Genomic DNA, 23,651 nt, shown 5'->3' on the forward strand with positions numbered 1-23,651 from the left:
TTTCACCCAACACGTCACTCGCGTGCGGCCAACACGGCCTCGTATACGTCGCGCTTGGAGAATCCGGTGCCCACCGACACTTCGGCGCAGGCGTCCTTCAAGCGGGTTCCACCCTCGACGAGGGTCTGCGCCTGCGCGACGAGGTCGTCGATCGTCGCCGACTCGTCGACTGCGGCAGCTCCCGCGACGACGACGGTGATCTCCCCCTTCACCCCGTCGGAGGCCCACGCGGCGAGCTCACCGAGTCCGCCGCGACGAACCTCTTCGTACGTTTTCGTCAGTTCGCGGCACACCGCGGCGCGACGCTCGGCGCCCAGCACGTGGGCCGCGTCAGCGAGCGTCTGCGCCAACCGGTGCGGAGATTCGAAGAACACGACGGTGCGCTGATCGGTGCGCAGACTCGCCAACCAGTCGCGTCGGGCGCCGGACTTGCGCGGGGCGAAACCGTCGAACGCGAACCGCTCAGACGGCATCGCCGACAGGGCGAGCGCAGTGGTCACCGCGGACGGCCCCGGAAGACACGTGATGCGCAGCCCGGCGTCCGCGCACGCCACGACGACCCGGTAGCCGGGATCGCTCACCGACGGCATACCGGCGTCCGTCACCAGCAGCACGGTGGCCCCGGCATCGATCTCTTCGACGAGCTTCGGCGCGCGCACCGCTTCGACTTGGTCGTAGTAGCTGACGACGCGTCCACTGATCTCCACGCCCAGCGACGACGCCAGAGCCTTGGTGCGACGCGTGTCCTCGGCGGCGACGATGTCAGCTGTCGCCAGGGCCTCCCGCAGCCGAGTCGATGCGTCGTCGGGCCGCCCCATCGGAGTACCCGCCAGAATCAACACACCTACGCCGTCGTCGTTCACGACGTCCAGGCTACGGCTCACTCGAGGCGACAAGTCACTCGAGATAGCCGAGGAACAGCGTCACCGCACTCTCGACGACCGCGTTCACCCGGTCGCGAGACCCGGTGCCGAGCCAGCACAACGTGATTCCGTCCGACAACGCGATCGCCGTCGGCGCGAGTTCGGCCGTCGGCTGGCTCCACGAGCGACCGCAGATCCGCGCCGACTCGTCGAGCACCCGCGCCGCCACGTCGTAGTAGCCGTCGTAGAGACGCTCGGCGAGGTACTCGAGTCCGGGTGTGCGCCTGGCATACAACGCGAGACCGATCAGCACCTGTTGGCGGGCGGGGTCGGTGATGGCGTTCTCCGCAAACGCCAGCAGGCCCGCGCGCACGAGGTCCTCGATCGGTGTATCGCCAACCGGAACGTCGGCCAGCGTCTCTAACCATTCGTTCATGGAGTCGAGTTCCTGGGCGACCCCGTGCTCCACGACGGCGGCCAACAGTTCGTCTCGCGACGCGAACGCATAAAAAATACTCGACTGCCCCATGTTCGCCTCGGTCGCGATTCGACGCGTCGTCGCCGCCTCGACGCCATCGGCCGCGATCACGCGCAGTGTCGCGGCGATCGCCGCCTCACGTCGCTGTTCCAGGCTCAGCCGTGCCATCCCGCTACCTCGAATCTCGTCGTCGTCCCACAGAGCGTTCGCACCGACCCGGCCCGTGATCGGCCGGGTGTGCAAGCCATCTCAGCGTACTGTGCGCGACTGCCGACGAATCGACTTCCATACCCAACGGCACGGCTCTGCCTCGCAATGAGATTCAGCCGACATTGGGGCGTCCTGACATGCCCTAGCATGTGTGTGTGACGACTGCTTCCCCTGCTGCCGACCCCGAGACTTCGGAGACCCGGCCGCAGACCGAGGATCTGGGCACCAGCCCCGGCCCTGCGGTCCCAGCACCGATCTTCGGCGCGTCCGACCGTCTGCGCGGCACGATCGTCGGAGTCGTCATCACTCTGATCGCCGTTGCCACCCGGTTGTGGGACCTCACCCATCCGACGGATAACGGGACACCGGTCTTCGACGAGAAGCATTACGTTCCGCAAGGCTGGCAGGTCTTGACCGGCGGCGACTGGATCGAGGACAACCCCGGATACGGCCTGGTGGTGCATCCTCCAGTCGGCAAGTGGATGCTCGCGATCGGCGAGTGGATGTTCGGGTACGGCCCGATGGGCTGGCGCTTCATGTCGGCGGTGTCTGGCGTCGTCATCGTGCTCGCCGTGTACTTGACCGTGCGACGCCTGGCCCGATCCACACTGGTCGGCGCGCTCGCCGGTGTGTTCGCGATCTGCGACGGCGTCCTGTTCGTGCAGTCCCGGATGGGCATGCTCGACATCTTCCAAGCGTTGTTCGTGGTGCTCGCGTTCGCCGCGATCATCGCCGACCGTGACCAGATGCGTGCCCGCATGCACCGTGTGTGGTCGCAGGGCCGGATCGACGACTCCCCGTTCGGCCCGCGCTTCGGTTTCCGTTGGTATCGGTTCGCGGCAGGAGTAATGCTCGGTCTGGCATGCGGCACCAAATGGTCGGGCCTCTATTTCGTCATCTTCTTCACGGCCCTGTCGCTCGGATTCGATGTCGCAGCCCGCCGGGCTTACCACGTGAAGCGACCGTGGGTCGGCGTGCTGCGTCGCGATCTGATCCCGTCGGGCGCATCGCTGGCCCTGATGCCGATCGCCATCTACCTCGCGAGCTTCGCGACGTGGTTCGCGTCGGAGACGTCGGTGTACCGCTATGTGGTCGGTACCGAGGTCGGCTCCGGTGGGGCCTTCGCCTGGGTGCCCGCGGCGTTCCGTTCGCTCTGGTATTACGAGTCGGGCATCCTCGAGTTCCATGCTGGCCTGACGAATTCGGCCGGGAATCACCATCCGTGGGAGTCGAAGCCCTGGACGTGGCCGATGAGTCTGCGCCCTATGCTGTACGCGATCGACTACGGTCCAGACCAGTGCGGCGGCGGCGACTGCATACGCGCGCAGATGCTGATCGGCACGCCTGCTCTGTGGTGGTTGACGTTCCCCATGATCGCGTGGGCTCTCTGGCGGATCGTGTCCCGCCGTGACTGGCGGTACGCCGCGGTGCTCGTCGGCTATGCGGCCGCGATCGTGCCGTGGTTCGCCGACCTCGACCGCCAGATGTACTTCTTCTACGCGACCGTGATGGCGCCGTTCCTGGTGATGGGGCTCGCCTTGTGCTGCGGTGACGTCCTCGCGTGGGCCGCGCGAAGCCGACGCTCGGACCGCAAGACGATCGCCGTTCTGTCGATCGCGGTCTTCGTCTCGCTCGTGATCGCGAATTTCGTGTGGCTGTGGCCGATCTTGACCGGCGCCCCTATCTCAAACGTCGAGTGGGCTCGTCAGATGTGGTTGCCGAGTTGGTCGTGAGGGCTCGCTCTCGTGCGGCGTCGCCCGCCACGAGCCACAGGACGAGCGCGACCACGACTACGCCGCCGGTCACCGCGAATGCCGGGCCGTACCCCCAGCGGTCGGCTATCAGCCCCGCGATGAGCGGACCGCTGACAGCCCCCAAGTCGGCGGCCATCCCATAGGCGGCCAAGGCAGATCCGCCCCGTTCGCGTTTGGCGAGCAGGTCGCCGAGCGCCGCTTGATGTGTCGGCGCGAACAGACCCGAGCCGATACCGGACACCACAGTCAACGCGAGTACCGCTTCGATGTTCGGTGACCAGCCGAGCACAATCGTCGACGCGGCGGCGATGATCAGCCCAGGGATCATGACTGGGCGTCGCCCGAACCGGTCCGACAGTCGACCGGAGACGATGATCGCGACGATATTTCCCGCGGCGTAACAGGCGAGGACGATGCCGGCCCAGCCTGCCGATTCGCCGAGTCCCTGTTCGACGAACAGTGGCACGACGGCCACTCGAACGCCCATGGACGCCCAGCCCTGCGCGAAGTTGGACGCGAGGATCGCCCGGTACTCGGCCCACCGCAGCGCCTCGAAGAAGCCTGCGGCCGGAAGCGGAGCGTGCACGCCCGAATCGGTCGGCGGTTCGGGCGCGGGCGGCATCGCGGCCGCGACGACTGCCGCCGCGATGAGCAACGCGATCGCGTAGACGACGAACGGCATGCGGAGCCCGAAGTCGACGAGGACCGCTCCGACGAGCGGTCCGGCGAGGTTGCCGACGAGGAAGCCCGCCGAGTAGTAGCCGGACGCCCGACCTCGGGTCGCCGGCGGTGCGAGGCGGATGAGCAGTGCCATCGCCGACACCGAGAACATCGTCGACCCGATTCCGCCTGCGGCGCGGAACACCAGCAGTTGCCAGTAGTTCTGCGCGAACGCGCACGCCAGGGTGCTGAGCGCGACGATCATGAGGCCGGTCAGATAGATCCGACGTTCGCCCAGCTTGGTGACCAGGTGTCCGGTGGCCGGCGCGAACGCCAACCGCATCATCGCGAACGCGGAGACGACGACGGTCGCGGCGGTGATGCCGACGCCGAAGTCGCTGGCGAAGATCGGCAGCGCGGGCGCGATGAGTCCGTAGCCGAGCGCGATGACGACGTTGGCCGCCAGCAGGACCCATAGTCCGCGTGGGAGTTGCTTCATTCCTGCACTTCAGACGACGCAGTTACCGACCGTCGGATGCTGCGAGCGAGTTCATCAGACACGCTGTAGACAGTAGTGGCGGGCACCGATTGAAGAGTCGGTGCCCGCCACTGTCACCGGTTCACTTGCGAACGATCATCACCGGAACGTGCGCGTGGTGGAGCACCTTCTGGCTGCGCGAACCGAGGAGCAGACCGGTGAATCCGCCTCGACCACGGCTGCCCATGACGATGAGCGAAGCGTTCTCGTCGGCCGCCTCGAGGATCGCCTTGGCAGGCTCTTCGGGGATGACGACCCGGTTGACTTCGACGTCCGGGTAGTCCTGCGAATAGCCTGCGATCCGCTCCGACACCGCTTCGACGGCCTGCCGGGACATCTCGTCGATCTCCGCCTGGTCGAGTCCGAAACCGTGGAGAGCGTCGGCGTCGAGCGGCGTCCACGTGTGGACGGCGGTCAGTGTCCGATTGCGGATGCCTGCTAGTCGGTACGCTTCGGCGACTGCGGGGTCGCTGACCGCCGAGTCGTCGACGCCGACGACGATCGGGCCGTCGCCGCCGAGCGAGCCAGCGGGGACGATTACGACGCGCCCCTTCGCGTGGGCGGCGACGCTGGTGCTGACCGATCCGAGGAACAGGCCCTTGACGCTGCCCAGACCGCGAGTGCCGAGCACGATCATATGGGCGTGCTCACCGATCTCGAGCATGACTCGGGCGGCGTCGCCTTCGACGATCGACCCGGACACTTCGATGTCGGCGGCTTCGGCGCGAGCTACTTCGGCTGCCTTCTGCACTGCTGCGGTCGCTTCCGCGCGGATCGCGTCGATCACGTCCTGCGGAATCACGAGACCAGGCGCGTAATCGCTGGTCGTCGACGTATAGGCGGCCACGATCTTCAACGGGAGACGTTCGGAGGCCGCAGCACTCGCAGCCCATTTGACGGCGTCCGTCGACGCGTCCGAACCGTCCACACCGACCAGGATCAAGCTCATCGCGAATGCACTCCTTCTCAGCAGGGCCGGGCTACCGCGGATTCGGCGCCCCTCGGCCTCGTTTCCATTCTGTCGCAATCACTCCCGAAATGCATGGACCCGGGTAGGTCCGAAGTCCCCCGGTAGGCTGGCGGCACTGCCCAATTCGATCATCAGGAACCCTTCGATGCCTTCCCCGCTCCGCTCCGGCCACGCCCGCGACGCCGCACTGCACGTACTCATCACGTTCGGGGTCGGCATCGTGCTATTGATCGTCGCCCTCAACACGTCCGACGGGGTGCACGACGCGTTCATCATCGCGGGTCCGGTAGCCATCGGACTAGGCGCGATCACCGCGATGGTCCGCACAGCTCTCGCGTGGCGCGCCAACGCCGGCTGGCAGGTGTGGCAGGGCGCGTCGTGGTTCCTCATGGCGCTCACCGTCATCTGGGTGTTCGGGGCGGTCCCGGCGCTCGTCAGCTAGCCCGTCGCACACTCACTCGGTCGTCACTTCAGTCTTTGACGGGTGCTTGAGCGTCGAGGCTCAATTCCTCGGCGTCGAGCCGGTCGAGAGCGACGGTCAACGCGCTGGAACTGTAAGCCCCGGTCTCGCGGAGCTCGAGGAGCCGTCGTCGCTGCTCGGCGACGATGAGTCGACGGACATGCCTCATCTGTCTCGCCGTCTCCAGGCGTCTGTCGATCATGATCTCGTCGAGCCTGCCGTCGTCGGCCCCATCCCCGCGTTCTTCGTCCCCGCGTTCTTCGTCCCCGTCGACGGCCTCGAGTCGTCGGACGGCCTCGATGGTGCTCGCGAGCTCGGAGTCGGCGCCGCACGCGTCGGGCGCCCGCATGACACGGTCGGTGACCACCGCCAACTCGCGGCCGATCGCGCGACGCTGTTGCATCTCCTGGGCGCCGTGGTCGGGCAGCCGCATCCACCTGACGAACGCGGCGAGCGTACCGCCCTGGATCAGCAGTGATCCGACGGCGACGAAGAACGCGAGCAGGACGAGCATCGAACGGTACGGCGTGTCGGCGGGCAGCGTCTGCGCCGCCGCGAGCGTCACGACACCGCGCATCCCAGCCCAGACCACGACGAATCCTTCCCGCGTACCGATCGACTCGGCGCGGTAATAGGCGATGTCGGCGAGACGACGATCGATCCGGCCCTGCACTACGCGGAGTCGCCCGGTGTCGAGGTGATCGGCGTCCGCCAGATCGGTCTGCAACTGCTCGAGACGTTCCTCGCGCGCGATCACCCGCTGCGCGCGACGCTCCGTCCAGTGCACCAGCGGGATCACGAAGATCAACCGCAGCACGATCAAGAGCACGAACCCGACCGCGGCGGGCCACACCGCATGCCAGACCGTTTCATCGCTCTCGTGGACGTCGAACACCAAGTCCTTGAGTTCGAGCCCCATCAACAGAAAGACGCTGCCCTCCAACAGCAGTTCCACCATTCGCCAGTTCTGCACGTCGGACAGCCGGTGCGCCGCAGTCAGGTGACGGACCGCGCCCCGCCCGGCGACGAGACCTGCCGCGACGGCGGCGACCAGCCCGGAGCCCTCGACGAGTTCGGTGGGCAGGTATGCGACGTACGGAGTCACGAACGAGACCGCCGTCGCGACAGCAGGATTGGCGATCCTGGCGCGGAGCCAGACGAAGACCCAACCGACTATCGAACCGACGACGACCGCAGCCACCACCGTCCACACAAACGAAACCGCGACACCCCACAACGACACACTCGCCGCCATCGCCGCGATCGCAGCGCGCAACATCACCAGCGCGCTCGCATCGTTGAACAGGCTTTCGCCGCTGAGTACCGTGATCAACCGGTTGGGCGCACCGACGCGTTTGACGGTGGTCGTCGCGACCGCGTCAGTCGGGCTGAGGATGGCGCCGAGCGCGACACCGGTCGCGTAGTCGGCGTCGGGAAGTATCCACATGAACACCACGCCCAACCCGAGCGCGCTGACGATGACCAGCACTACGGATAGTCCGCTGATCGCACGGAAGTCACGCTTGAACTCCATCGAGGGCATCGCGACAGCCGCGGCATAGAGCAGCGGAGGCAGGACGCCCACCAAGACGATCTCCGGGTTGACTGAGATCCGCGGGACTCCGGGAAAATAGCTCACGCCGACGCCGAACAGGACGAGCAGCAGCGGAGCCGCGATACGCAGGCGCGGAGCCAGTAGATTGCCCGCAGCGATCGCGAGCACACACAGGACGACGATCAGAACAACTTCCACGTCCCACATTGTCGGGCATCGACCCCATCGCTGACTATCCGCCTGGGTGATGTCAGAGTGTGGAGATCATCTACCGTCGCCCATCGTGTCATCGAGCATTGACAAGATCAATGATTGGTGTCACGGTTGATTCATCAAGGTTTGTTCAGCTGGTTTTTCAGGCGGAACACCAGCAGAGGGAGATGTGAGATGACTTCGACGCAACCGCGGCCGACCACCACGTACCAGCCGCCCGTGAAGCAGGACGACAAGCTCGACTACGAGCAGGTTCTCGACGACCTGTCGTCCGCATCGGTGCACCGGAACTTCGATCCGTACATCGACATCGCGTGGGACGCTCCGGACATGGCGATCGTTCCCGACGATCGACGGTGGATCCTGTCGTACACCGTCGACCCAATCGGCCGCCACCCGTGGTACCAGGCGCTTCCCGAGTCCGAGCAGATCCGCCTCGGCATGTGGCGTCAGGCGAACGTCGCCAAGGTCGGCCTGCAGTTCGAGTCGATTCTCATCCGCGGCCTCCTCCAGTATTCGGACCGTCTCCCCAACGGCGACAAGCGGTTCCGTTACACCACTCATGAGGCGAAGGAAGAGTGCAATCACACCCTCATGTTCCAGGAGTTGGTGAACCGGATCGGCATGAAGACGCCCGGCATGCGCCGCTGGCTTCGTTTGATCTCGCCGATCATCCCGCTGTTCTCGACGATCACCCCGACCGTCTTCTACTTCGGCGTGCTCGCAGGCGAAGAGCCCATCGACCACATTCAGAAGGACTTTCTGCGCGGCAGGGACGGCCTCCACCCGGCGATGTCGGCCGTCATGGAACTGCACGTGGCCGAGGAGGCTCGCCACATCTCGTTCGCGCACAATCACCTGCGCGCAACAATCCCGAACAAGGGCCGTCTCACCAAGCTCGCCCTGTCGATCGCGATGCCGATCGTCATGCGCGTGCTGTGCAACGCGATCGTCATTCCGCCCGCCGAGTTCCGCAAGGAATTCAACGTTCCCCGTGAGGTCATGAAAGACATCTTCTGGGGATCCGAGCAGTCGAAGGCCTTCTTGGCAGGCGTGTTCGGCGACGTCCGCATGCTCGCCGAGCAGTGCGGCCTGATGAATCCGGCGTCCCGTCGAGTGTGGCGCGCCCTGGGCATCGACGGCCGCAACTCACGGTTCCGCAGCGAACCCGCGTACACCGCGAGCTGACGCCGGTGCCCCACGTCGTCACACAGGCGTGTTGCGGCGACGCTTCGTGCGTCTACGCGTGTCCTGTCAACTGCATACATCCCACCCCCGACGAGCCTGATTTCGGCATCGCGGAAATGCTCTACATCGACCCGTCGACGTGTGTCGACTGCGGCGCGTGCGTCTCGGCGTGTCCGGTCGGCGCCATCGTCCCCGGACACCGCCTCCCGGAGGCTGCCGAACGGTTCGTCGATGTCAACGCCGAGCACTACGGTCACACGCAGGAGGACTTTGTCCGGTTCCCGGTGCCACGCGATAAGCGCCTTCCGCTGGCGCCTGTCGCCAAGCCGCGGGCGGTTCGCGGCGGCCCCGACGTCCTCGAAGTCGCGATCGTCGGATCGGGGCCGTCCGCAATGTATGCGGCCGACGAGCTCCTCAAGCAGCCGCGCGTGCGCGTCACCGTGTACGAACGGCTCGACTTGCCGTTCGGTCTATCTCGCTTCGGCGTCGCACCCGACCACACGTCAACCCGCACCGTGATGAATCTGTTCGATGAGGTGGCTCGCCATCCGAACATCACCATCTTGCTCAACACCGAGATAGGCCGCGACATATCGCTCGACGAGCTGCGCACTCGCCACCACGCGGTGCTGTGGGCCGGCGGTGCACCGACCGACAGGACGCTGTCGATTCCCGGCATCGAACTCTCCGGCGTCCAGAGCGCGACGTCGTTGGTCGGCTGGTACAACGCCCACCCCGACTTCGTCGACGCCGGCCCGGATCTGTCTGTGGAGCGGGTCGTGGTGATCGGCAACGGCAATGTCGCCCTCGACGTCGCACGCATCCTGACCGGTAACGTCGACGAGCTCGCGAAGACCGACATCTCACGTGACGCGCTCGCCGCCCTGCGGTCGTCTTCGGTTCGCGAAGTGGTCGTCGCGGGTCGACGCGGACCGGAACACGCCGCGTTCACGTTGCCTGAACTGATCGGTGTCGCGGACGGCCACGCTCGCGTGTGGGTCGACCCCGCAGACCTCGAAGGCGTATCGACCGATGTCGACGATCCGACTCTGGCCGCGAAGCTATCTCTCCTGCAGGAGATCTCGCAGCGACCGAAGCCTACCGAACCCTTCATCCGACTGACCTTCGGCAAGACGCCGGTGGCCGTCGTCGGCCAGGAGAAGGCCACCGGGGTTCGCTTCCTCCGTACTGGCACGGACGTCGAGGAGACTCTGGACACCGGGCTGGTGTTGACGGCGATCGGCTACCGCGGCGTGCCCGTCTCCGGACTCCCCTTCGACGAGAAGACTGGCACCATCGCGAACATCGCCGGACGAGTCGCAGACGACGGCACCCCGGTACCCGGCATGTACGTGACCGGCTGGATCAAGCGCGGGCCGTCGGGTTTCATCGGCACCAACAAGACCGATTCCGGGGAGACGGTCGCGAACCTTCTCACCGATGCCGAGTCGGGGGTCCTCTCCAGAGTCGGCTGACGTTTACCGCAGCCCAGGCTCGTTACTGTCCTACAACAGCCGCAGCCTCATCGACGTCGCCCCACCACTGCGTCCAGCAGGCGGGAACGTGGCTGAGCCTGCGGCGACGCGTCGCTGTGGAATTCCACAGAACCACGCGGGGTCCTCGTACGTCTAAGGAGTAGAGGCCCGGTATTCGCATCGGGCGCACTGCGGCGGACGGGGACATCGTGGCTGGCTTCGGGATCACACCTGCTCGGATCGCGCAGATAGCCGCGGACTGGCGCGAGTTCGGGGGCGGGATCGTCGAGACCCAGCTCGCCGACCCGCCTGCGAGCTCCACCTCGCACACCGTCAGAGCTACGGCGATCGCGAGCGTCAAGGCAAAGACCGTGTCGGCAGCCGACGGGCTCCGGCTCGTGGCACTGGCCGACGCGCTCGCCAGGTTCAACGCGCTCACCCAGGAGTCGGATGCGGCGTCCGCCGATGCCATTGGCGACGCCACTCGCGACAATGTCCGATGACCAGCGTCGACGACGTCCTCGCCTGGGATCTCACCGGATTGCCCGCAGCAGCCGCGAAACTGGCGACGCTCACCGAGCGCCTCTGGGACGCGAGTAGGGCGGCAGTCGCCGCCGCCGACTCCGACGAGGCGTGGCACGGTGCGACACACGATGCGGCGACCCAGCGCGTCGGAGTGGTCGCGGTATCGATGCGCCGATCGGCCCAGGCGACGTCGACCGCGACCGACTTCGTGCGCGGCAGCACTGCGATTCTGGAGAACGCGCAGTCGACGCTCCGCGCACGGGTGGACTCTGCACGCAGTGCAGGGTTCGCCGTCGCAGCGGACGGCTCCGTCACCCATACCGATCCCGAGCGCCGCGCCGATTCCCTGTACCTGACCGAAGCCGTGCAGAACCTGTTGGCTTCCGCGGACCACTTCGACCGGGTGTTCGCGAGCGAGGTCTATCAGGCCGCGCTACGTCTCGACGGTTCAGGAGACACGGTCGGATTACCTGACGGCTCAGCAGGAGACCCGGGGAAGGCCGCGCAGGCGCTGCGCGACCTCACCCCGGATCGTCGTCGAATGTATTGGGAGTCGCTGTCGCGCACCGAACAGGACAAGCTCGTTCGGTCCGTGCCGGAGGTGGTCGGCAACCTCGACGGGATTCCGTTCGACGACAGGATCACCGCGAACAGGATCACGATGCTCGATCGGCTCGACACCGTCGAACAGGAGTCCGACAACGACGACGAGGCCGCGCGGCTGCGTTCGATGCTCAAAGACGGCCGCACATTCCTCGCGTACGACCCGGACACCGGACAGTTCATCGAACTCGTCGGCGAGATCACGCCCGACGCTCGCGGTGCCGCGGTCTTCGTCCCGGGCACGGGGACTGCGGGCGACGATGTCGACGACCTGCGCCGACGGGCGGTCGCACTCAACGACAGGACCGGCGCGCCGGTGATCGTCTGGGCAGACGGTACGTTCCCGCAGACTATCGTCGCCGATCTGCGCTACAACCCGATGAAGTCGATGGCCATCGACCCTCGTCTGGCCGCGGAGAACGCGCCGCGCCTCAAGTCGTTCACCGAGGCCCTCGACGCGGAGCTCGCGACTGCGGCGCCAGGCGTGGAGACGACGGTCATCGGGCACTCGTACGGCGGCACCATCGTCGGCACCGCCGAACAGCTCGGAATGCGGGCCGATCGCGTCGTATACGCGTCGGCGGCCGGTACGGGAGCCCTGCCCGGCGTCGGATGGAACAATCCCGACCCGGATGTCGCCCGCTACTCCATCACCCCGCCCGGCGACCTGATCCATTACGCGCAGGACGGCGGCGGACTGCTCCACGGCGGCGATCCAGACGACGCCGACGGCGTGGTCCGGCTCGACAGCGGCTACCTCTCCCCCGACGAGCACGGCCACCGCCGCCTGTTGGAGGGGCCGAGTTCGCATTCGGCGTATCTGGACGACACCGGCTCGGACGCGTTCGGCGTCATCGCCGACGTCGTCGTCGGCAACGAGCCGGCGCGATACGTCGATCGGGGCCCCGACATGCACCAGATCGACGACCTCACCGAGGACGTCGTGAACAGCGCGTCGGCCATCGGCCGACTCAGCGGCCATCTGCTTCTTGACACGGTGACCGGTCCTGCGCGGGGACTGCTCGGTCTGTTCGACTGACTCGACGCGCAGATGCGCGGATCTGTCGGAGGCGGTCGGCACAATGGGTGCCATGTCGCACTTTTCCGACCGCGGGCCGGCTGTCGCCGCTCTGACGGCGATCATGGTAAGCGGATTGGTCCTCACCGGCTGCACAACGCTGCCCGACACGGATCGGACCGATGTCGCGTGGTCATCAGCCGTGTCTGACGGTCAGCGCGACGTCGAGCAGACGCCCGCATCGCGTTCGTCTTCGACTGACACCCCGTCGACGACGCCAGCCTCGTCCGAGACGTCCGAACGGCCCGCCGAAGCACTCACCACGCTCGACACCATCGCGGTGAAGGGGCGCGCCCCGAAGACCGGTTACGATCGCGCGCTGTTCGGGCAGGCGTGGACCGACGACGTCTCCGTCGACGGCGGCCATAACGGCTGCGACACCCGCAACGACATTCTGCGGCGTGACCTCATCGATCTCACGGCCAAACCTCGGACGCACGACTGCGTCATCTTGACCGGAATGCTCGACGATCCGTACACCGGCAATACCATCGCGTTCCAACGCGGCAAGAAGACGTCCACTGCCGTCCAGATCGACCACGTCGTCGCGCTGTCGGATGCGTGGCAGAAGGGCGCTCAGCAGTTGACCACAGCCGAACGTCAGTCGTTCGCGAACGATCCACTCAATCTGCTGGCCGTCGACGGCCCGACGAACATGCGTAAGCGCGACGGCGACGCCGCGACGTGGCTGCCGCCGAACAAGGCGTACCGCTGCACATACGTCTCCCGGCAGATCGAGGTGAAGGCTCGCTACCGGCTCTGGGTGACCAAGGCCGAGGCAGAAGCCATGCGCCGAATCCTCCACTCCTGCTGAAAATCCCCACGCCAACCGAATTCTCAACGACTGGTTGAGGTTTCGCTGCCACCAATACGGTTGCAAGCAGATGACTGCAGATGAACACCAAATTTCCAGCGAACGCCGGGCTATCGCACGACACATTCGACGCCGCGAATAGCACGAGGTCACCGGCCGTCGACCCCACCGATCGTGATAAGCGACACTCGTTTACGAAGTTTGTGATGTACGCCGGGCCAGGCAGAAGTTAGGCGAACCTTATGTAACGATCTTCTTGCATCAACCGATGCGACCCACTCCAACGAAAGGCCCACCGTGGACTTCCCGGCCCTCACCCAGTTCTTCAATGACTTCACCGTCTTCGGTGGCGATTTCCTGTCGATCGCACTGACCTTCGGCCTCGGCGCATAATCTGTGCCATAGTGGCGCCCGGGTCGCAGCGGACGCGACCCGGGCACCACCGCCACTCTACGTCGCTGTTATAGTGGACTACGGTTCACTCCGGTGACACCAGGGGCTATGGCGCAGTTGGTAGCGCGACTCGTTCGCATCGAGTAGGTCGGGAGTTCGATTCTCCCTAGCTCCACCATTTACGGCCAGGTCAGCGGAATTTCCTCTGACCTGGCCTTATTTCATTTCAAGGCCTGCGCGCAGCGGGAGGAGCCGATGATCGGACATGGATGCCTCCGAGACGAGACCTCCCGGTGAAGCGGACGCTCCCGGCGCTCACCTGTCGGACGACGACCGGGCGATCATCGACCTGTCGAAGCGGCACTACCGCACCGCAGACGCCCACGCCGAAGCCGTCCGCACCGAGCTCGGACTGTCCGTAGTCGACTACTTTCGGGAACTCAACCGGCTCGTCGACGATCCCGAAGCGCTCGCCTACTCGCCCATCGTCGTCAAACGGCTGCGCCGGAACAAGCTGCGCTGATTTGAGGTCCAGGAAAACCGTCTTGGTCGGCCCCGCAAGCGGACGATGACGCAACAGTGGGCGCCGCCTAACTGGACGCTCGGGTCACGACACCGGGGTGCGCGTCGATCCATGTCGTCGCCTGCCCGACCGCGCGGCGCAGCGCGATACGTTCACCGATGTAGGTGAGCGGTCCGCCGAGGAACGGAATCCATGTTCCTCGCTGGATTATCCGCGGCATCGACGGGCGGGAGTCCAACGACTTGGACAGTTCGTAGATTCTCTTCCCGATCCCCCACGTCTGTTCGACGACGCCACCCTCGTCGTCTCCGGAGCGGCTCACTTCTTCGTCGACGCCCGCTACGATCTCGGACACGTCACGGTCGAAAAGGATCTCGGCGAGCATGACTACGCCCACCGCACGTGAAGTGGCACCGTGTTCGCGGGCCACGGCGCGGATGACGAGCGCCTGACCCGCGTACCCGAGCCAGTCGCCTAACGGCAGCATCCTCGACCACACACCGAACATTCCAGGAAAGGCGACTGCCGCAGTCGTCAGCGCACCGATCCGGTTGACCCACCAGGCCGCACGGTCGTCGACATCGAGGGAGTCCCATGAATCTGTGCCCGGCCAGTGCGCGGCGTCGAGAGCCCACGCCCCAGCACCGGTTACCCGGCAGTCCTGCTCGCCCCGCCGTTTGAGATGCAACGGGTCAGTGTCGGCCAACAGTCGCAGGACGCCGTCGACGGCACCCACGGTCCGATCTACGGTGTCGACCAGTTGCGCGTCGCTCAAAGTCATAGAGGCCAGCGTACGGGGTCAGTCGTCTTCGGACTCGTCCCGCTCGTCGGCCGCAGCATTACGTGCCGAAGCGATCTCCAACGCCCTCCGCGCGGTCGCCTCGTCTGGGTATGGCCCCATCCGATCGAAGACGTTCGCGACCTTACCGCGAGTCACTTCGCCGGTCGAGATCCGGTAGTACCACTCGTCTGATCCGCTCATGACTCCACGATTCCAGATCAGACGGCCGCGCGGTGTGCAGAGTCGCCGAATCCAGTGGCTCCGTCGAAGTCCGAATCGTATCGGTGCGCCTCGCCGAAGTCATAGGTCGGGAGATGATCGAACGCCGGATCCTCGTCGTCGATTTCCAAGACGATCGCGCCGCCCGGACGACGCAGACGCGCTGGCGGGGAGACGTACAGCGGCTCGGCCTGCTCACGTCGAATCCGCGCATCCTCGGCCTGGCGACGACGCTGCCGGGCTGCCCGCTGCGCGTGTCGCTCCTGTTCCACACGGACCGCGCGCCGCAGGAAGGTCAGATAGGCGGCGAACACGACCACCATCACGCCGACCGCCACGTATCCGAGCGGCTGCACGAAGAACGCCGACACGACAGCTGCGACGGTCAACAGCGAGAGTGCCGCGAGGATGCGACGACGCTCCCGATAGGTCGCCTCCTCGCGCTCCTGCACGTGGCCGGGAGCAAGACCGCCACGGCCGCGGAGCTCGCGCGGTATCGGCTCAGGCACCGACGACTCCTCCTCGACGTCGGTCTCGTCACCGATCGCTTCGGACTCCGCTTCGAGGACCTCGAAGGTCTCGTCGGAGTCCTCCTCACCATCGTCCTCGTCCAGTTCGTCGTACTCGCCGTACTCGTCGTCGAATTCCCCGTCATCGAACTCCCCGTCGAGTTCGTCCGCTTCCTCATCCGAGACGAGCGGATCGACGTGCGCCGCCTGCGCCTCGTCGAGGTCGACCACTTCGACATCGACGATGTCGAGCACATCGGTCACTTCGGCGGGACTCTCGGCGTCGGCGCGCAGGGTGGCAGGTGCCGAGCGCGTTTCGTCGTCCTCGACGATCTCGGCGTCGATCTCGACGATCTCCGACTCCGTGACCTCTACGTCAGACTCTGCGAGCTCCGGCTCCACGGTCTCGACGTCGACGACGCTCCCGTCGTCGATGGATTCATCGGTGTTGACGTCGTCAGCCACGGCTTCGGCGGCTTCGGCTTCGGTAGCGCGGCGATCGGCCAAACGTTTTGCAGTGTTCGCCGCGCGTTCGGACCTCGCCTGCGCCGCCGCACGGCGGGACGCCGCACTGCGACTACCGCCTCGGTGGACGACGCGAGTCTGTGCGGCGGCCTTGGTCGATGTGCGCGCGGCCGGTCGCCCGCGCAGCACCATCGGCACCAGGACGAACAGCCAGACCACGATCAGGAACACCCAGAGCACTGAATTTGGCATGTCGGGTGCCTCCCTTCTCCGAGTCGAGTGACGAGTCTCCAATCAAACACCCTAGGGAGGCATGGCCTTTCGATCGGTCAGGCGCGCCGCACGTATGTCGAACTCACAGGTTCGCCTGCGCGATCAGGGTGCCGACGCGCGCCCGGCACGGATCAGCGCGTCCACCTTAGTTCCTTCGACCTCTTCCACGGTGAGCCCGAACAGCAGGTGGTCGCGCCACCGCGCGTTCACATCCATATAGCGTTTGAGCAGGCCCTCTTCGCGGAACCCGACACGGCGGAGGACGGCCTGAGATGCGAGGTTCTCGGGCTGGACGGTAGCTTCCAGCCGGTGCAGTCCGACGGGACCGAAGCAGTGGTCGACGCCGAGCGCCACCGATGCCGCGGCGACACCTTGACCGGTGCGGTCCCGATCCACCCAATATCCGATCCACGCGCTGCACACCGCACCACGCTGAATGTTGCCGACAGTCAACTGTCCGACATACTCGCCGTCGAGTTCGATGACGAACGGCAACATCACTCCGTGCTTGGCCTCCCGCTTGAGCACAGCAAACAGCGGACCCCACATCGACTGCTGATGCCTACGCTCCCATTGCCCTGAACCGGTCGGCTCCCACGGCAAGAGTTCGTTCTGATTGCGTATCCGGAGCCGACTCCAGGTAGCTGCGTCACGGAGCTTCACCGGCCGGAGCGTGACGAGGCCCGCGGGGATCCGGACCGGGCCCACCGTCGCAGGCCAACCAGGGGAAGTCGACGAGTCGACGAGCCAGCCGAACACCGATCAGCCGCGTTCTGAGAGGAACGCTACTTCGACGCGGTCGCCGGTGTGGATGTCTTCGACGTCCTCGGGTACCACGATGAGGCAATTCGCCTCGGCGAGTTCGGCGAGCAGGTGCGAGGCCCCGCTCTCCGACTCCCCGATCACTTGCACAAGATAGTCGCCGGACCGCTCGTCGCGCATCAGCTGTCCACGCAGGTAGCCACGCCGTCCTTCCACGGAGGCGATCGGTCCGATCGATCGGGCGGTCACCGTACGGCGCATCGGCTGCCGTTTACCGAGCGCGATCCGGATGAGCGGACGGACCATCACTTCGAACGTGACGAGCGCGCTGACCGGGTTCGCGGGCAGCAGAAACGTCGGGATTTCGTCGCGACCCAGCCGACCGAAGCCTTGTACCGAACCGGGATGCATGCCGACGCGGCCCACTTCGAGGTCGCCGAGATCGACGACGGATTCGGAGACCATGCGGGACGCGGCACCGCCGACGGCGCCACAGATTACGACGATCTCGGATCGGATCAACTGGGCTTCGACCACTTCGCGGAGCCGGTCGGGGTCGCGTTCAGCGATCCCGACACGGTGCACTTCGGCTCCGGCGTCACGTGCGGCAGCGGCCAACGCGTACGTGTTGACGTCGAACACCTGGCCGGGCCCGGGATCGCGATCGATGTCGACGAGTTCGTTACCGACGGCGATCACCGCGACCCGCGGCCGCGGGTGCACGAGCACTCGCGCGCGGCCGACGGCAGCCAATAGCCCGACCTGCGCGGAACCGATGACGGTGCCCGCGCGGACAGCGACGTCGCCGGGTTGAACGTCGTCGCCGACGCGCCGCACATAGTCGCCGCTCTCCACGTCGTGCCCGATCATCACCCGATCGTCGCCGCCATCGGTCCAGCGGAGCGGAACGACGGCGTCCGAGAGCGTCGGGAGTGGCGCACCAGTCTCCACGCGGACGGCCTGGCCGGGCTGCAGGCGCGTCGGCGTCCGAGATCCCGGTGTCACCTCGCCAACGACGGGCAGGTGCACGACGAGTCGGTCCGTGTCGTCCAGGACGGACACGTCCACCGGTTCGTCGGCGAGCACCGAGGTGTCTTCGGGCGCTTGCCCGCCGGCGAATGCGACGTCGACCGCACGCACCGCGTATCCGTCGATCGCGGCCTGGTCGAATCCGGGCAGGGGGTCGGTAGTGACGACTTCCTCGGCGCACATCAAACCCTGCGCTTCGGAAATCGCGACCTGGATCGGTCGGGGTGCCACCACTGACGCAGTCACGAGGCTCAGGTGATCCTCGACCGATCGCATCGTCTCTCCTACTCGTGGACTCAGGTCTTTCAGGATAGAGGTCTGTCTCGCTCCTGTCGGACAGGCGCGCGGAACCTCGCGGCTAGCTCAGGGTTGGTCCGTCGTGTCCCAGCCGTTCGACGAGCCAGCGACGCAGCTCCGGGCCGTAGTCGTCGCGGTCGAGCGCGAAGTCGACGGCGGCTTTCAGGTAGCCGCCGGGGTTCCCGAGGTCGTGGCGGGTACCGGAGTGGATCACGACGTGCACCGGTTCGCCCTGCTCGATGAGGAGTGCGATCGCGTCGGTTATCTGCAGTTCGCCGCCCGCCCCCGGCTCGATTTGACGCAGCGCGTCGAAGATCTTGCGGTCGAGGATGTAACGGCCCGCGGCCGCCAGGTTCGACGGTGCGAGATGTGCGGGCGGCTTCTCGACCATCCCGCGCACACGTTTGACGTCCGGCGACGCCGGGTCGGCTTCGGCCACGTCGAACACGCCGTAGGCGCTGATCGTCTCGCCGGGGACTTCAATAGCACACAGGACGCTGCCGCCGTGCCGTTCACGGGTGGCGGCCATTGCGCCGAGGACCCCACCGGGAAGCACGAGGTCGTCGGGGAGAAGAACGGCGATCGCGTCCTCGTCGTCGGCCAGCTCCGACTCGACGCAGCCGATCGCGTGGCCCAGGCCGAGGGGCTTGTCTTGGACCACCGAGGCGACTTCGAGCAGCGACGGCGCATTGCGTACCTTCGCGAGCATCGCTTCCTTGCCGCGCGAGGCGAGCGTGTGCTCAAGGACGAGGTCCTCGACGAAGTGCGCGACGACGCCGTCCTTGCCGGGCGAGGTGACGATGAGCAGCCGCTCGGCACCCGCCGACTTGGCTTCTTCGGCCACTAACTCGATTCCGGGAGTGTCGACGACGGGTAGGAGCTCTTTGGGGACAGTCTTCGTCGCGGGCAAGAATCTCGTTCCGAGACCCGCGGCAGGCACCACCGCGGTGCGCGGGATATGCGGCACGGCGCCGCTGCTCGAACTGGTCGCGTGGTCAGACATGGCGATCAGTCTACGGTCGAGGTCTGGCAGGATCGTCGGCACTGGGTTTGTACCGCCTGAAAGGACCGCTATGGCCTCCGATACGACACCCTCACGGTCGAAGAGCGATCTGCGCCGCGCCGTCCTCGAAGCGCGCGCCTGTATGTCTCCGTTCGTGCTGGCACAGGTCAACGCCGAACTCGCCGAATGGATGTACCGCCTGCCCGTCGACGTCGCCGACGGCGAGGTCGTGGCCGCGTACGCCGCATCAGGGTCCGAGCCCGGCAGCACAGCGATACTCGACGTGCTCGTCGACCGTGGGTTCACTGTGCTCTTGCCGCTGGTCCCGGCGGGCGATCCGACGCGCCTGCAGTGGGGCGAGTATCGCGGCGAACTCGAATTGGAGGCGCGCCGCTGGGGCCTCCTTGAACCGACGGGACCGACCTTGGGTCCCGATGCGATTCACCGGGCGCGACTCGTACTGGTGCCCGCACTCGGGGCCGACCGCACCGGCGCACGTCTGGGGCGCGGTGCAGGCTATTACGACCGGACGCTCGCGGCGGTCGACGCCCCCGTCGTAGCCGTGGTGAACGACGCGGAGTTCGTCGACGACGGTATCGAGCAAGGTGAGTACGACGTGCCGGTCAGTTGGGTGTTGACGCCCGGCAGCGGTTTCACCGCTGTCGGCGGCTGACTGGCCTCAGGCGCTGGCCGCGCTGGACGAACCCGAATCCGATGCGGGACTCGACGAGGTGCTGCTGCTCGAGGAGTCGGACGACGCCGACGACGCGGCGGGAACTGAACCGTTCGAGCGCGAGTCGGTGCGGTAGAAACCACTGCCCTTGAACACGACACCGACCGAGTTGAAAAGCTTCCGGAGTTTGCCGCCGCATTCGGGGCACACGGTCAGTGAGTCGTCCGAGAACGACTGCACGATGTCGAACTTGTTGTCGCACACGGTGCACGAATAGCTGTAGGTGGGCACGGGAAACCTCCGGTCGTCAGATTCTCCATTGTAGACAGCTATTGGCACTCAGTCATTCCGAGTGCCAATAGCGGCGCCCCGCGCGGGTCGCGCATACCGTCAGATGACGCGAGTGTCCTGGTCAGGAACACCGTCGCGGTTCTCGTCGGCCGAGCGGGCCCGCCGCGCGTCCGACCTGAGCATGATCGCCCCGAGTACTGCCGCGGCCAGGGACCCGACGAGAATGCCGACCTTGGCAGCAGGCTCGTGGTCCGGTGACAGACCGGACCCGGGCGCGAAGGACAGTTCCGCGATCAGCAGCGCCACGGTGAAACCTATGCCGGTGAGGAGCCCGACCGGCAGCAGGTCGCGCAGCCCGATGGCGTCGGGCAGACGCAACGGCGTCAAACGGGTCACGACCCACACCGTCCCCATGACGCCAATAACCTTGCCGACCACGAGGCCGGCGAAGATTCCGACGCTGACCGGCTGGACGATGTGGCCGGAGCCGATCACCGTGACACCAGCGGACGCGAACGCGAACAGCGGCAGACACACCGCCGTCGAGTACGGCGTGACAACGGCGGCGAACCGCTCTGTCCGAGGCTCCGGCTCACGTGCCCTCGCGAGAGCGGGCACCGTGAAGCCGAGCACTACACCGGCGACGGTCGCATGCACACCGGACGCGTGAACGAAGCCCCATGCGCCGACCGCTAGCGGCAGCAGAATCCACCAGCGCGTCCGACTCGCCCGTACGCAGACGCCGAACACGACGATGCAAGCGACGCCCGCGGCAAGCATCACGGCATCGATGCTGTCGGTGTAGACGGTCGCGATCACGAGGATGCCGAGCAGATCGTCGACGACCGCCAATGTCATCAGGAACACCCGGAGAGCCACCGGCAGCCCCCGCCCGAACAGCGCGAGGACGCCGAGCGCGAACGCGATGTCGGTGGCGGTCGGGGTGGCCCACCCGCGTAGTGCCTCGGGTTCGAGGCTGCCGACGATCGCGACGTAGACGATCGCGGGTGCGAGCATCCCGCCGACCGCCGCCGCAATCGGCACGCCCGCACTCCGGGGATTCCGGAGGTCTCCGGCAACGAACTCCTGCTTCAATTCGACGCCGACGACAAAGAAGAAGACGGCAAGGAGGCCGTCGGCCGCCCAGTGCGCAAGCGACAGGTGCAGTTGCAACGACTCCGGTCCGACCTCGAACGACAGCAAGTCGTGATAGTTCTCGCGCCACGGGGAGTTGGCCCACACGAGTGCTATGACGGCAGCAATCATCAACAGCACACCACCGGTCGTATCCGCGCCGATCCACAAGCGGGCGCGCCGCATCAACGGCTGTACCTGTCGGTCCGGACGATCCATGGCGACCAGTCTTCCAGACGTCAAAACTGTGGAGAATGATCGTCGATCTCAATAGTTATCCCCATTTGTGGATACGCGGTATTAACCGACATATTCAACGCAGTACATTCCGGACATGAACCGTGACAGGGGACGTGACTTGAATCCGACGATCATCGACCGGCTTCGCCGAATCTGTGCACCGGGATGGATTCGTTCGGTGTTCATACGACGGGCCGTCGCAGTCGCGTTAATCGTCTGCGCGGCGGCAGTGACGGTGGCTCAACAACACGGCTCGCCGTCCTCGACCACTCTCGTCGCGACTAGAGAATTACGCCCGTCAGAGGCACTCACACTCGACGACGTTCGGTCTATCGCCGTTCCTGAACACTTGGTGCCGACCGATCCCATCGCCGCTGAAGATCTCGTCGGGCGGCACGTGACCGGGCTCGTTCACACCGGGGAAATCATTGCCCGCCACCGGCTTCTCGATTCACGTCTACCGTCAGCGCTCATCGGACGGCCCGATGCGCGACTCGTGCCGGTACGTCCAGCAGACGACACGCTGGCGACATTCGTCCGCGCGGGCGATGTCGTCGATCTCCTGTCCGAAGACGCCCGGGTGCTCGCGCGCGGAGCCGTCGTCGCCGTCATTCCGGACAGTGACCGGCATGCGTCGACCGATCCGGGAACTGTACTAGTCGCGATGGGCGAAGACGACGCTCACCTAGTAGCGTCCGCTGGCTTACGTGATCGGATTACATTCGTTCTCCATTGAACTCGCGAACTCGCCGATTGTTGGCGAGAAATCCGCGGATCAGTCCATTAGACTCAGGTTCGTCTACGGCACCGAAAACGAAGGAGAGCCGCGTGCTCAAAGGATTCAAAGACTTCCTCATGCGGGGGAACGTCGTCGAATTGGCCACAGCGGTCATCATCGGCGCGGCGTTCACTGCTGTCGTCACCGCATTCACCGACAAGATTATCGCCCCGCTCATCGCGGCCATCCCGGTCAACACGGATTTCGCAGGCCTCGGTTTCGAGATCTCGGACAAGAAGAACCCCGACGGCACCGCAGCCACCTTCCTCGATTTCGGCGCAGTCGTCACCGCTCTGATCAATTTCGTGATCGTCGCCGCGGTGGTCTACTTCCTGATCATCGTGCCGTACAACAAGCTGACCGAACTCCGAACTCTCGAAGAGGAAGCGGAGGACGATTCTGAGATCTCGCTGCTCGTCGAGATTCGCGATCTCCTCGACCCGCATGCCGAGGAGCGCAAGGCCGCCGAGGCCGCCGCCGCAAACGAGAAGGCTCGCGCCGACGCAGACGCCGCGCGCGCCGCGGAAGCCGCACGGTACGAGGCCCAGCGCCCGCACGCTCCGCAGGAGAACACTCCGTCGGCCGGTGCGACGCAGCAGATCAGCGTCCCGCCGCAGGTTCAGCAGCAACAGCAGGCCCCGCCCGCGAACCCCCAGACGTCGAACCCCCAGTACCCGGCCGGTCCGCCGAGCGGCGGATTCCCGACGCCGAACCCCGCGCCGGGCGAGTACCCGCCCCCCGGCAACCTTCCGCCGGGCCAGTACGCACCGGGCCAGTACCCGCCGCCGGCACCGGGGCAGTGGCCGCCCGCGGGTGGCCAGTACCCGCAAGACCCGGGCTTCGGGCAGGACGGCCCGCGCCACTCGCGCTGACCACTGCCTCATAGCGAGGAGAGAA

At 66.1% G+C, this 23,651-nt stretch carries 23 protein-coding genes, 1 tRNA gene and 1 pseudogene; 12 read left to right on the forward strand and 13 right to left on the reverse strand.

Translation table 11 applies throughout. The annotated features are described in order from the left end of the window. Positions 1-14 precede the first annotated feature (14 nt). The gene (gene rsmI, locus MP11Mi_RS02865) at positions 15-863 is read right to left on the reverse strand and encodes a 16S rRNA (cytidine(1402)-2'-O)-methyltransferase (protein WP_420040815.1); all 849 of its coding nucleotides are present in this window, start codon (positions 861-863) and stop codon (positions 15-17) included. 34 nt (positions 864-897) lie between these two features. Beyond that, complete coding sequence (locus tag MP11Mi_RS02870) at positions 898-1,584, reverse strand: TetR/AcrR family transcriptional regulator (protein ID WP_420040816.1); 687 nt, start codon at positions 1,582-1,584, stop codon at positions 898-900. A 185-nt stretch (positions 1,585-1,769) separates the two neighbouring features. Between MP11Mi_RS02870 and MP11Mi_RS02875 the strand changes: the two genes are divergently transcribed. Beyond that, positions 1,770-3,284, forward strand: coding sequence for a dolichyl-phosphate-mannose--protein mannosyltransferase (locus tag MP11Mi_RS02875; RefSeq protein WP_420041988.1), 1,515 nt, complete (start codon positions 1,770-1,772; stop codon positions 3,282-3,284). Here MP11Mi_RS02875 and MP11Mi_RS02880 read toward each other — a convergent pair. Beyond that, on the reverse strand, positions 3,232-4,464 hold the full coding sequence (locus MP11Mi_RS02880; RefSeq protein WP_420040817.1) for an MFS transporter: 1,233 nt from the start codon (positions 4,462-4,464) through the stop codon (positions 3,232-3,234). The two genes, MP11Mi_RS02875 and MP11Mi_RS02880, sit on opposite strands and share 53 nt — an antisense overlap. A gap of 121 nt (positions 4,465-4,585) precedes the next feature. Continuing rightward, positions 4,586-5,452 (reverse strand): universal stress protein, encoded by an 867-nt coding sequence (locus MP11Mi_RS02885; RefSeq protein WP_420040818.1) that lies wholly within the window; start codon positions 5,450-5,452, stop codon positions 4,586-4,588. 166 nt (positions 5,453-5,618) lie between these two features. Between MP11Mi_RS02885 and MP11Mi_RS02890 the strand changes: the two genes are divergently transcribed. After that, positions 5,619-5,915 carry a hypothetical protein gene (locus tag MP11Mi_RS02890; RefSeq protein WP_420040819.1) on the forward strand — a complete coding sequence of 99 codons (297 nt, stop codon included), beginning with the start codon at positions 5,619-5,621 and terminating at the stop codon, positions 5,913-5,915. Between the two features lie 28 nt (positions 5,916-5,943). Here the strand turns inward: MP11Mi_RS02890 and MP11Mi_RS02895 are convergent, their stop codons facing one another. Next, positions 5,944-7,686 carry a cation:proton antiporter gene (locus MP11Mi_RS02895; RefSeq protein WP_420040820.1) on the reverse strand — a complete coding sequence of 581 codons (1,743 nt, stop codon included), beginning with the start codon at positions 7,684-7,686 and terminating at the stop codon, positions 5,944-5,946. Positions 7,687-7,875: 189 nt separating this feature from the next. Between MP11Mi_RS02895 and MP11Mi_RS02900 the strand changes: the two genes are divergently transcribed. The 7 genes and pseudogenes from MP11Mi_RS02900 to MP11Mi_RS02930 all read left to right on the forward strand — a co-directional run bounded on the left by MP11Mi_RS02900 (position 7,876) and on the right by MP11Mi_RS02930 (position 14,300). Continuing rightward, the gene (locus MP11Mi_RS02900; protein ID WP_420040821.1) at positions 7,876-8,889 is read left to right on the forward strand and encodes an AurF N-oxygenase family protein; all 1,014 of its coding nucleotides are present in this window, start codon (positions 7,876-7,878) and stop codon (positions 8,887-8,889) included. Positions 8,890-8,894: 5 nt separating this feature from the next. Then, on the forward strand, positions 8,895-10,364 hold the full coding sequence (locus MP11Mi_RS02905) for a 4Fe-4S binding protein (protein WP_420040822.1): 1,470 nt from the start codon (positions 8,895-8,897) through the stop codon (positions 10,362-10,364). A 209-nt stretch (positions 10,365-10,573) separates the two neighbouring features. Further along, positions 10,574-10,867, forward strand: coding sequence for a hypothetical protein (locus tag MP11Mi_RS02910; protein ID WP_420040823.1), 294 nt, complete (start codon positions 10,574-10,576; stop codon positions 10,865-10,867). Further along, positions 10,864-12,531 carry an alpha/beta hydrolase gene (locus tag MP11Mi_RS02915; protein ID WP_420040824.1) on the forward strand — a complete coding sequence of 556 codons (1,668 nt, stop codon included), beginning with the start codon at positions 10,864-10,866 and terminating at the stop codon, positions 12,529-12,531. The genes MP11Mi_RS02910 and MP11Mi_RS02915 overlap by 4 nt, the downstream gene beginning before the upstream one ends. 52 nt (positions 12,532-12,583) lie before the next feature. Continuing rightward, positions 12,584-13,381: pseudogene (locus MP11Mi_RS02920) on the forward strand (HNH endonuclease family protein); the annotation flags it as partial. A 498-nt stretch (positions 13,382-13,879) separates the two neighbouring features. Further along, positions 13,880-13,955: transfer RNA gene (locus MP11Mi_RS02925), tRNA-Ala, on the forward strand. 87 nt (positions 13,956-14,042) lie between these two features. Then, positions 14,043-14,300, forward strand: a complete 258-nt coding sequence (locus MP11Mi_RS02930; protein ID WP_420040825.1) for a DUF3263 domain-containing protein — start codon at positions 14,043-14,045, stop codon at positions 14,298-14,300. Between the two features lie 67 nt (positions 14,301-14,367). Here the strand turns inward: MP11Mi_RS02930 and MP11Mi_RS02935 are convergent, their stop codons facing one another. The 6 genes from MP11Mi_RS02935 to MP11Mi_RS02960 all read right to left on the reverse strand — a co-directional run bounded on the left by MP11Mi_RS02935 (position 14,368) and on the right by MP11Mi_RS02960 (position 19,638). After that, entirely contained in the window at positions 14,368-15,081 is a 714-nt protein-coding gene (locus MP11Mi_RS02935; RefSeq protein WP_420040826.1) for a hypothetical protein, read from the reverse strand. An 18-nt stretch (positions 15,082-15,099) separates the two neighbouring features. Continuing rightward, a complete protein-coding gene (locus MP11Mi_RS02940) occupies positions 15,100-15,282 on the reverse strand; it encodes an aminotransferase class IV (RefSeq protein ID WP_420040827.1) in 183 nt (60 codons plus the stop codon). Between the two features lie 17 nt (positions 15,283-15,299). Continuing rightward, positions 15,300-16,526: a divisome protein SepX/GlpR gene (sepX, locus tag MP11Mi_RS02945; RefSeq protein WP_420040828.1), complete on the reverse strand. Its 1,227-nt coding sequence runs from the start codon at positions 16,524-16,526 to the stop codon at positions 15,300-15,302. A gap of 123 nt (positions 16,527-16,649) precedes the next feature. Beyond that, a complete protein-coding gene (locus tag MP11Mi_RS02950; RefSeq protein WP_420040829.1) occupies positions 16,650-17,306 on the reverse strand; it encodes a GNAT family N-acetyltransferase in 657 nt (218 codons plus the stop codon). Between the two features lie 3 nt (positions 17,307-17,309). After that, the gene (gene glp / locus MP11Mi_RS02955) at positions 17,310-18,614 is read right to left on the reverse strand and encodes a molybdotransferase-like divisome protein Glp (protein WP_420040830.1); all 1,305 of its coding nucleotides are present in this window, start codon (positions 18,612-18,614) and stop codon (positions 17,310-17,312) included. An 82-nt stretch (positions 18,615-18,696) separates the two neighbouring features. Further along, on the reverse strand, positions 18,697-19,638 hold the full coding sequence (locus tag MP11Mi_RS02960) for a UTP--glucose-1-phosphate uridylyltransferase (RefSeq protein WP_420040831.1): 942 nt from the start codon (positions 19,636-19,638) through the stop codon (positions 18,697-18,699). 70 nt (positions 19,639-19,708) lie between these two features. Here MP11Mi_RS02960 and MP11Mi_RS02965 point away from each other — a divergent pair, with 70 nt between their 5' ends. After that, positions 19,709-20,311, forward strand: a complete 603-nt coding sequence (locus MP11Mi_RS02965; protein WP_420040832.1) for a 5-formyltetrahydrofolate cyclo-ligase — start codon at positions 19,709-19,711, stop codon at positions 20,309-20,311. A 6-nt stretch (positions 20,312-20,317) separates the two neighbouring features. Here the strand turns inward: MP11Mi_RS02965 and MP11Mi_RS02970 are convergent, their stop codons facing one another. Together MP11Mi_RS02970 and nhaA are read right to left on the reverse strand one after the other, a co-directional pair. Then, positions 20,318-20,602 (reverse strand): FmdB family zinc ribbon protein, encoded by a 285-nt coding sequence (locus MP11Mi_RS02970; protein ID WP_420040833.1) that lies wholly within the window; start codon positions 20,600-20,602, stop codon positions 20,318-20,320. Positions 20,603-20,701: 99 nt separating this feature from the next. Beyond that, the gene (nhaA, locus tag MP11Mi_RS02975; RefSeq protein WP_420712830.1) at positions 20,702-21,955 is read right to left on the reverse strand and encodes a Na+/H+ antiporter NhaA; all 1,254 of its coding nucleotides are present in this window, start codon (positions 21,953-21,955) and stop codon (positions 20,702-20,704) included. A gap of 115 nt (positions 21,956-22,070) precedes the next feature. Between nhaA and MP11Mi_RS02980 the strand changes: the two genes are divergently transcribed. After that, positions 22,071-22,712 (forward strand): SAF domain-containing protein, encoded by a 642-nt coding sequence (locus MP11Mi_RS02980; protein ID WP_420040834.1) that lies wholly within the window; start codon positions 22,071-22,073, stop codon positions 22,710-22,712. Positions 22,713-22,804: 92 nt separating this feature from the next. Continuing rightward, a complete protein-coding gene (gene mscL, locus MP11Mi_RS02985; protein ID WP_420040835.1) occupies positions 22,805-23,626 on the forward strand; it encodes a large conductance mechanosensitive channel protein MscL in 822 nt (273 codons plus the stop codon). Positions 23,627-23,651: the final 25 nt, after the last annotated feature.

It is taken from the genome of Gordonia abscondita (genome assembly GCF_032711245.1).
GTDB lineage: Bacteria > Actinomycetota > Actinomycetes > Mycobacteriales > Mycobacteriaceae > Gordonia.

Excerpts from the sequence above, each read along its gene's own strand:
- MP11Mi_RS02900 (WP_420040821.1), top strand. The coding sequence starts at position 7,876 with ATGACTTCGACGCAACCGCGGCCGACCACCACGTACCAGCCGCCCGTG.
- glp (WP_420040830.1), bottom strand. The coding sequence starts at position 18,614 with ATGCGATCGGTCGAGGATCACCTGAGCCTCGTGACTGCGTCAGTGGTG.
- sepX (WP_420040828.1), bottom strand. The coding sequence starts at position 16,526 with ATGCCAAATTCAGTGCTCTGGGTGTTCCTGATCGTGGTCTGGCTGTTC.
- MP11Mi_RS02890 (WP_420040819.1), top strand. The coding sequence starts at position 5,619 with ATGCCTTCCCCGCTCCGCTCCGGCCACGCCCGCGACGCCGCACTGCAC.
- MP11Mi_RS02880 (WP_420040817.1), bottom strand. The coding sequence starts at position 4,464 with ATGAAGCAACTCCCACGCGGACTATGGGTCCTGCTGGCGGCCAACGTC.
- MP11Mi_RS02980 (WP_420040834.1), top strand. The coding sequence starts at position 22,071 with ATGAACCGTGACAGGGGACGTGACTTGAATCCGACGATCATCGACCGG.
- MP11Mi_RS02935 (WP_420040826.1), bottom strand. The coding sequence starts at position 15,081 with ATGACTTTGAGCGACGCGCAACTGGTCGACACCGTAGATCGGACCGTG.
- MP11Mi_RS02960 (WP_420040831.1), bottom strand. The coding sequence starts at position 19,638 with ATGTCTGACCACGCGACCAGTTCGAGCAGCGGCGCCGTGCCGCATATC.
- MP11Mi_RS02915 (WP_420040824.1), top strand. The coding sequence starts at position 10,864 with ATGACCAGCGTCGACGACGTCCTCGCCTGGGATCTCACCGGATTGCCC.
- nhaA (WP_420712830.1), bottom strand. The coding sequence starts at position 21,955 with ATGGATCGTCCGGACCGACAGGTACAGCCGTTGATGCGGCGCGCCCGC.
- MP11Mi_RS02885 (WP_420040818.1), bottom strand. The coding sequence starts at position 5,452 with ATGAGCTTGATCCTGGTCGGTGTGGACGGTTCGGACGCGTCGACGGAC.
- MP11Mi_RS02930 (WP_420040825.1), top strand. The coding sequence starts at position 14,043 with ATGGATGCCTCCGAGACGAGACCTCCCGGTGAAGCGGACGCTCCCGGC.
- MP11Mi_RS02940 (WP_420040827.1), bottom strand. The coding sequence starts at position 15,282 with ATGAGCGGATCAGACGAGTGGTACTACCGGATCTCGACCGGCGAAGTG.
- MP11Mi_RS02965 (WP_420040832.1), top strand. The coding sequence starts at position 19,709 with ATGGCCTCCGATACGACACCCTCACGGTCGAAGAGCGATCTGCGCCGC.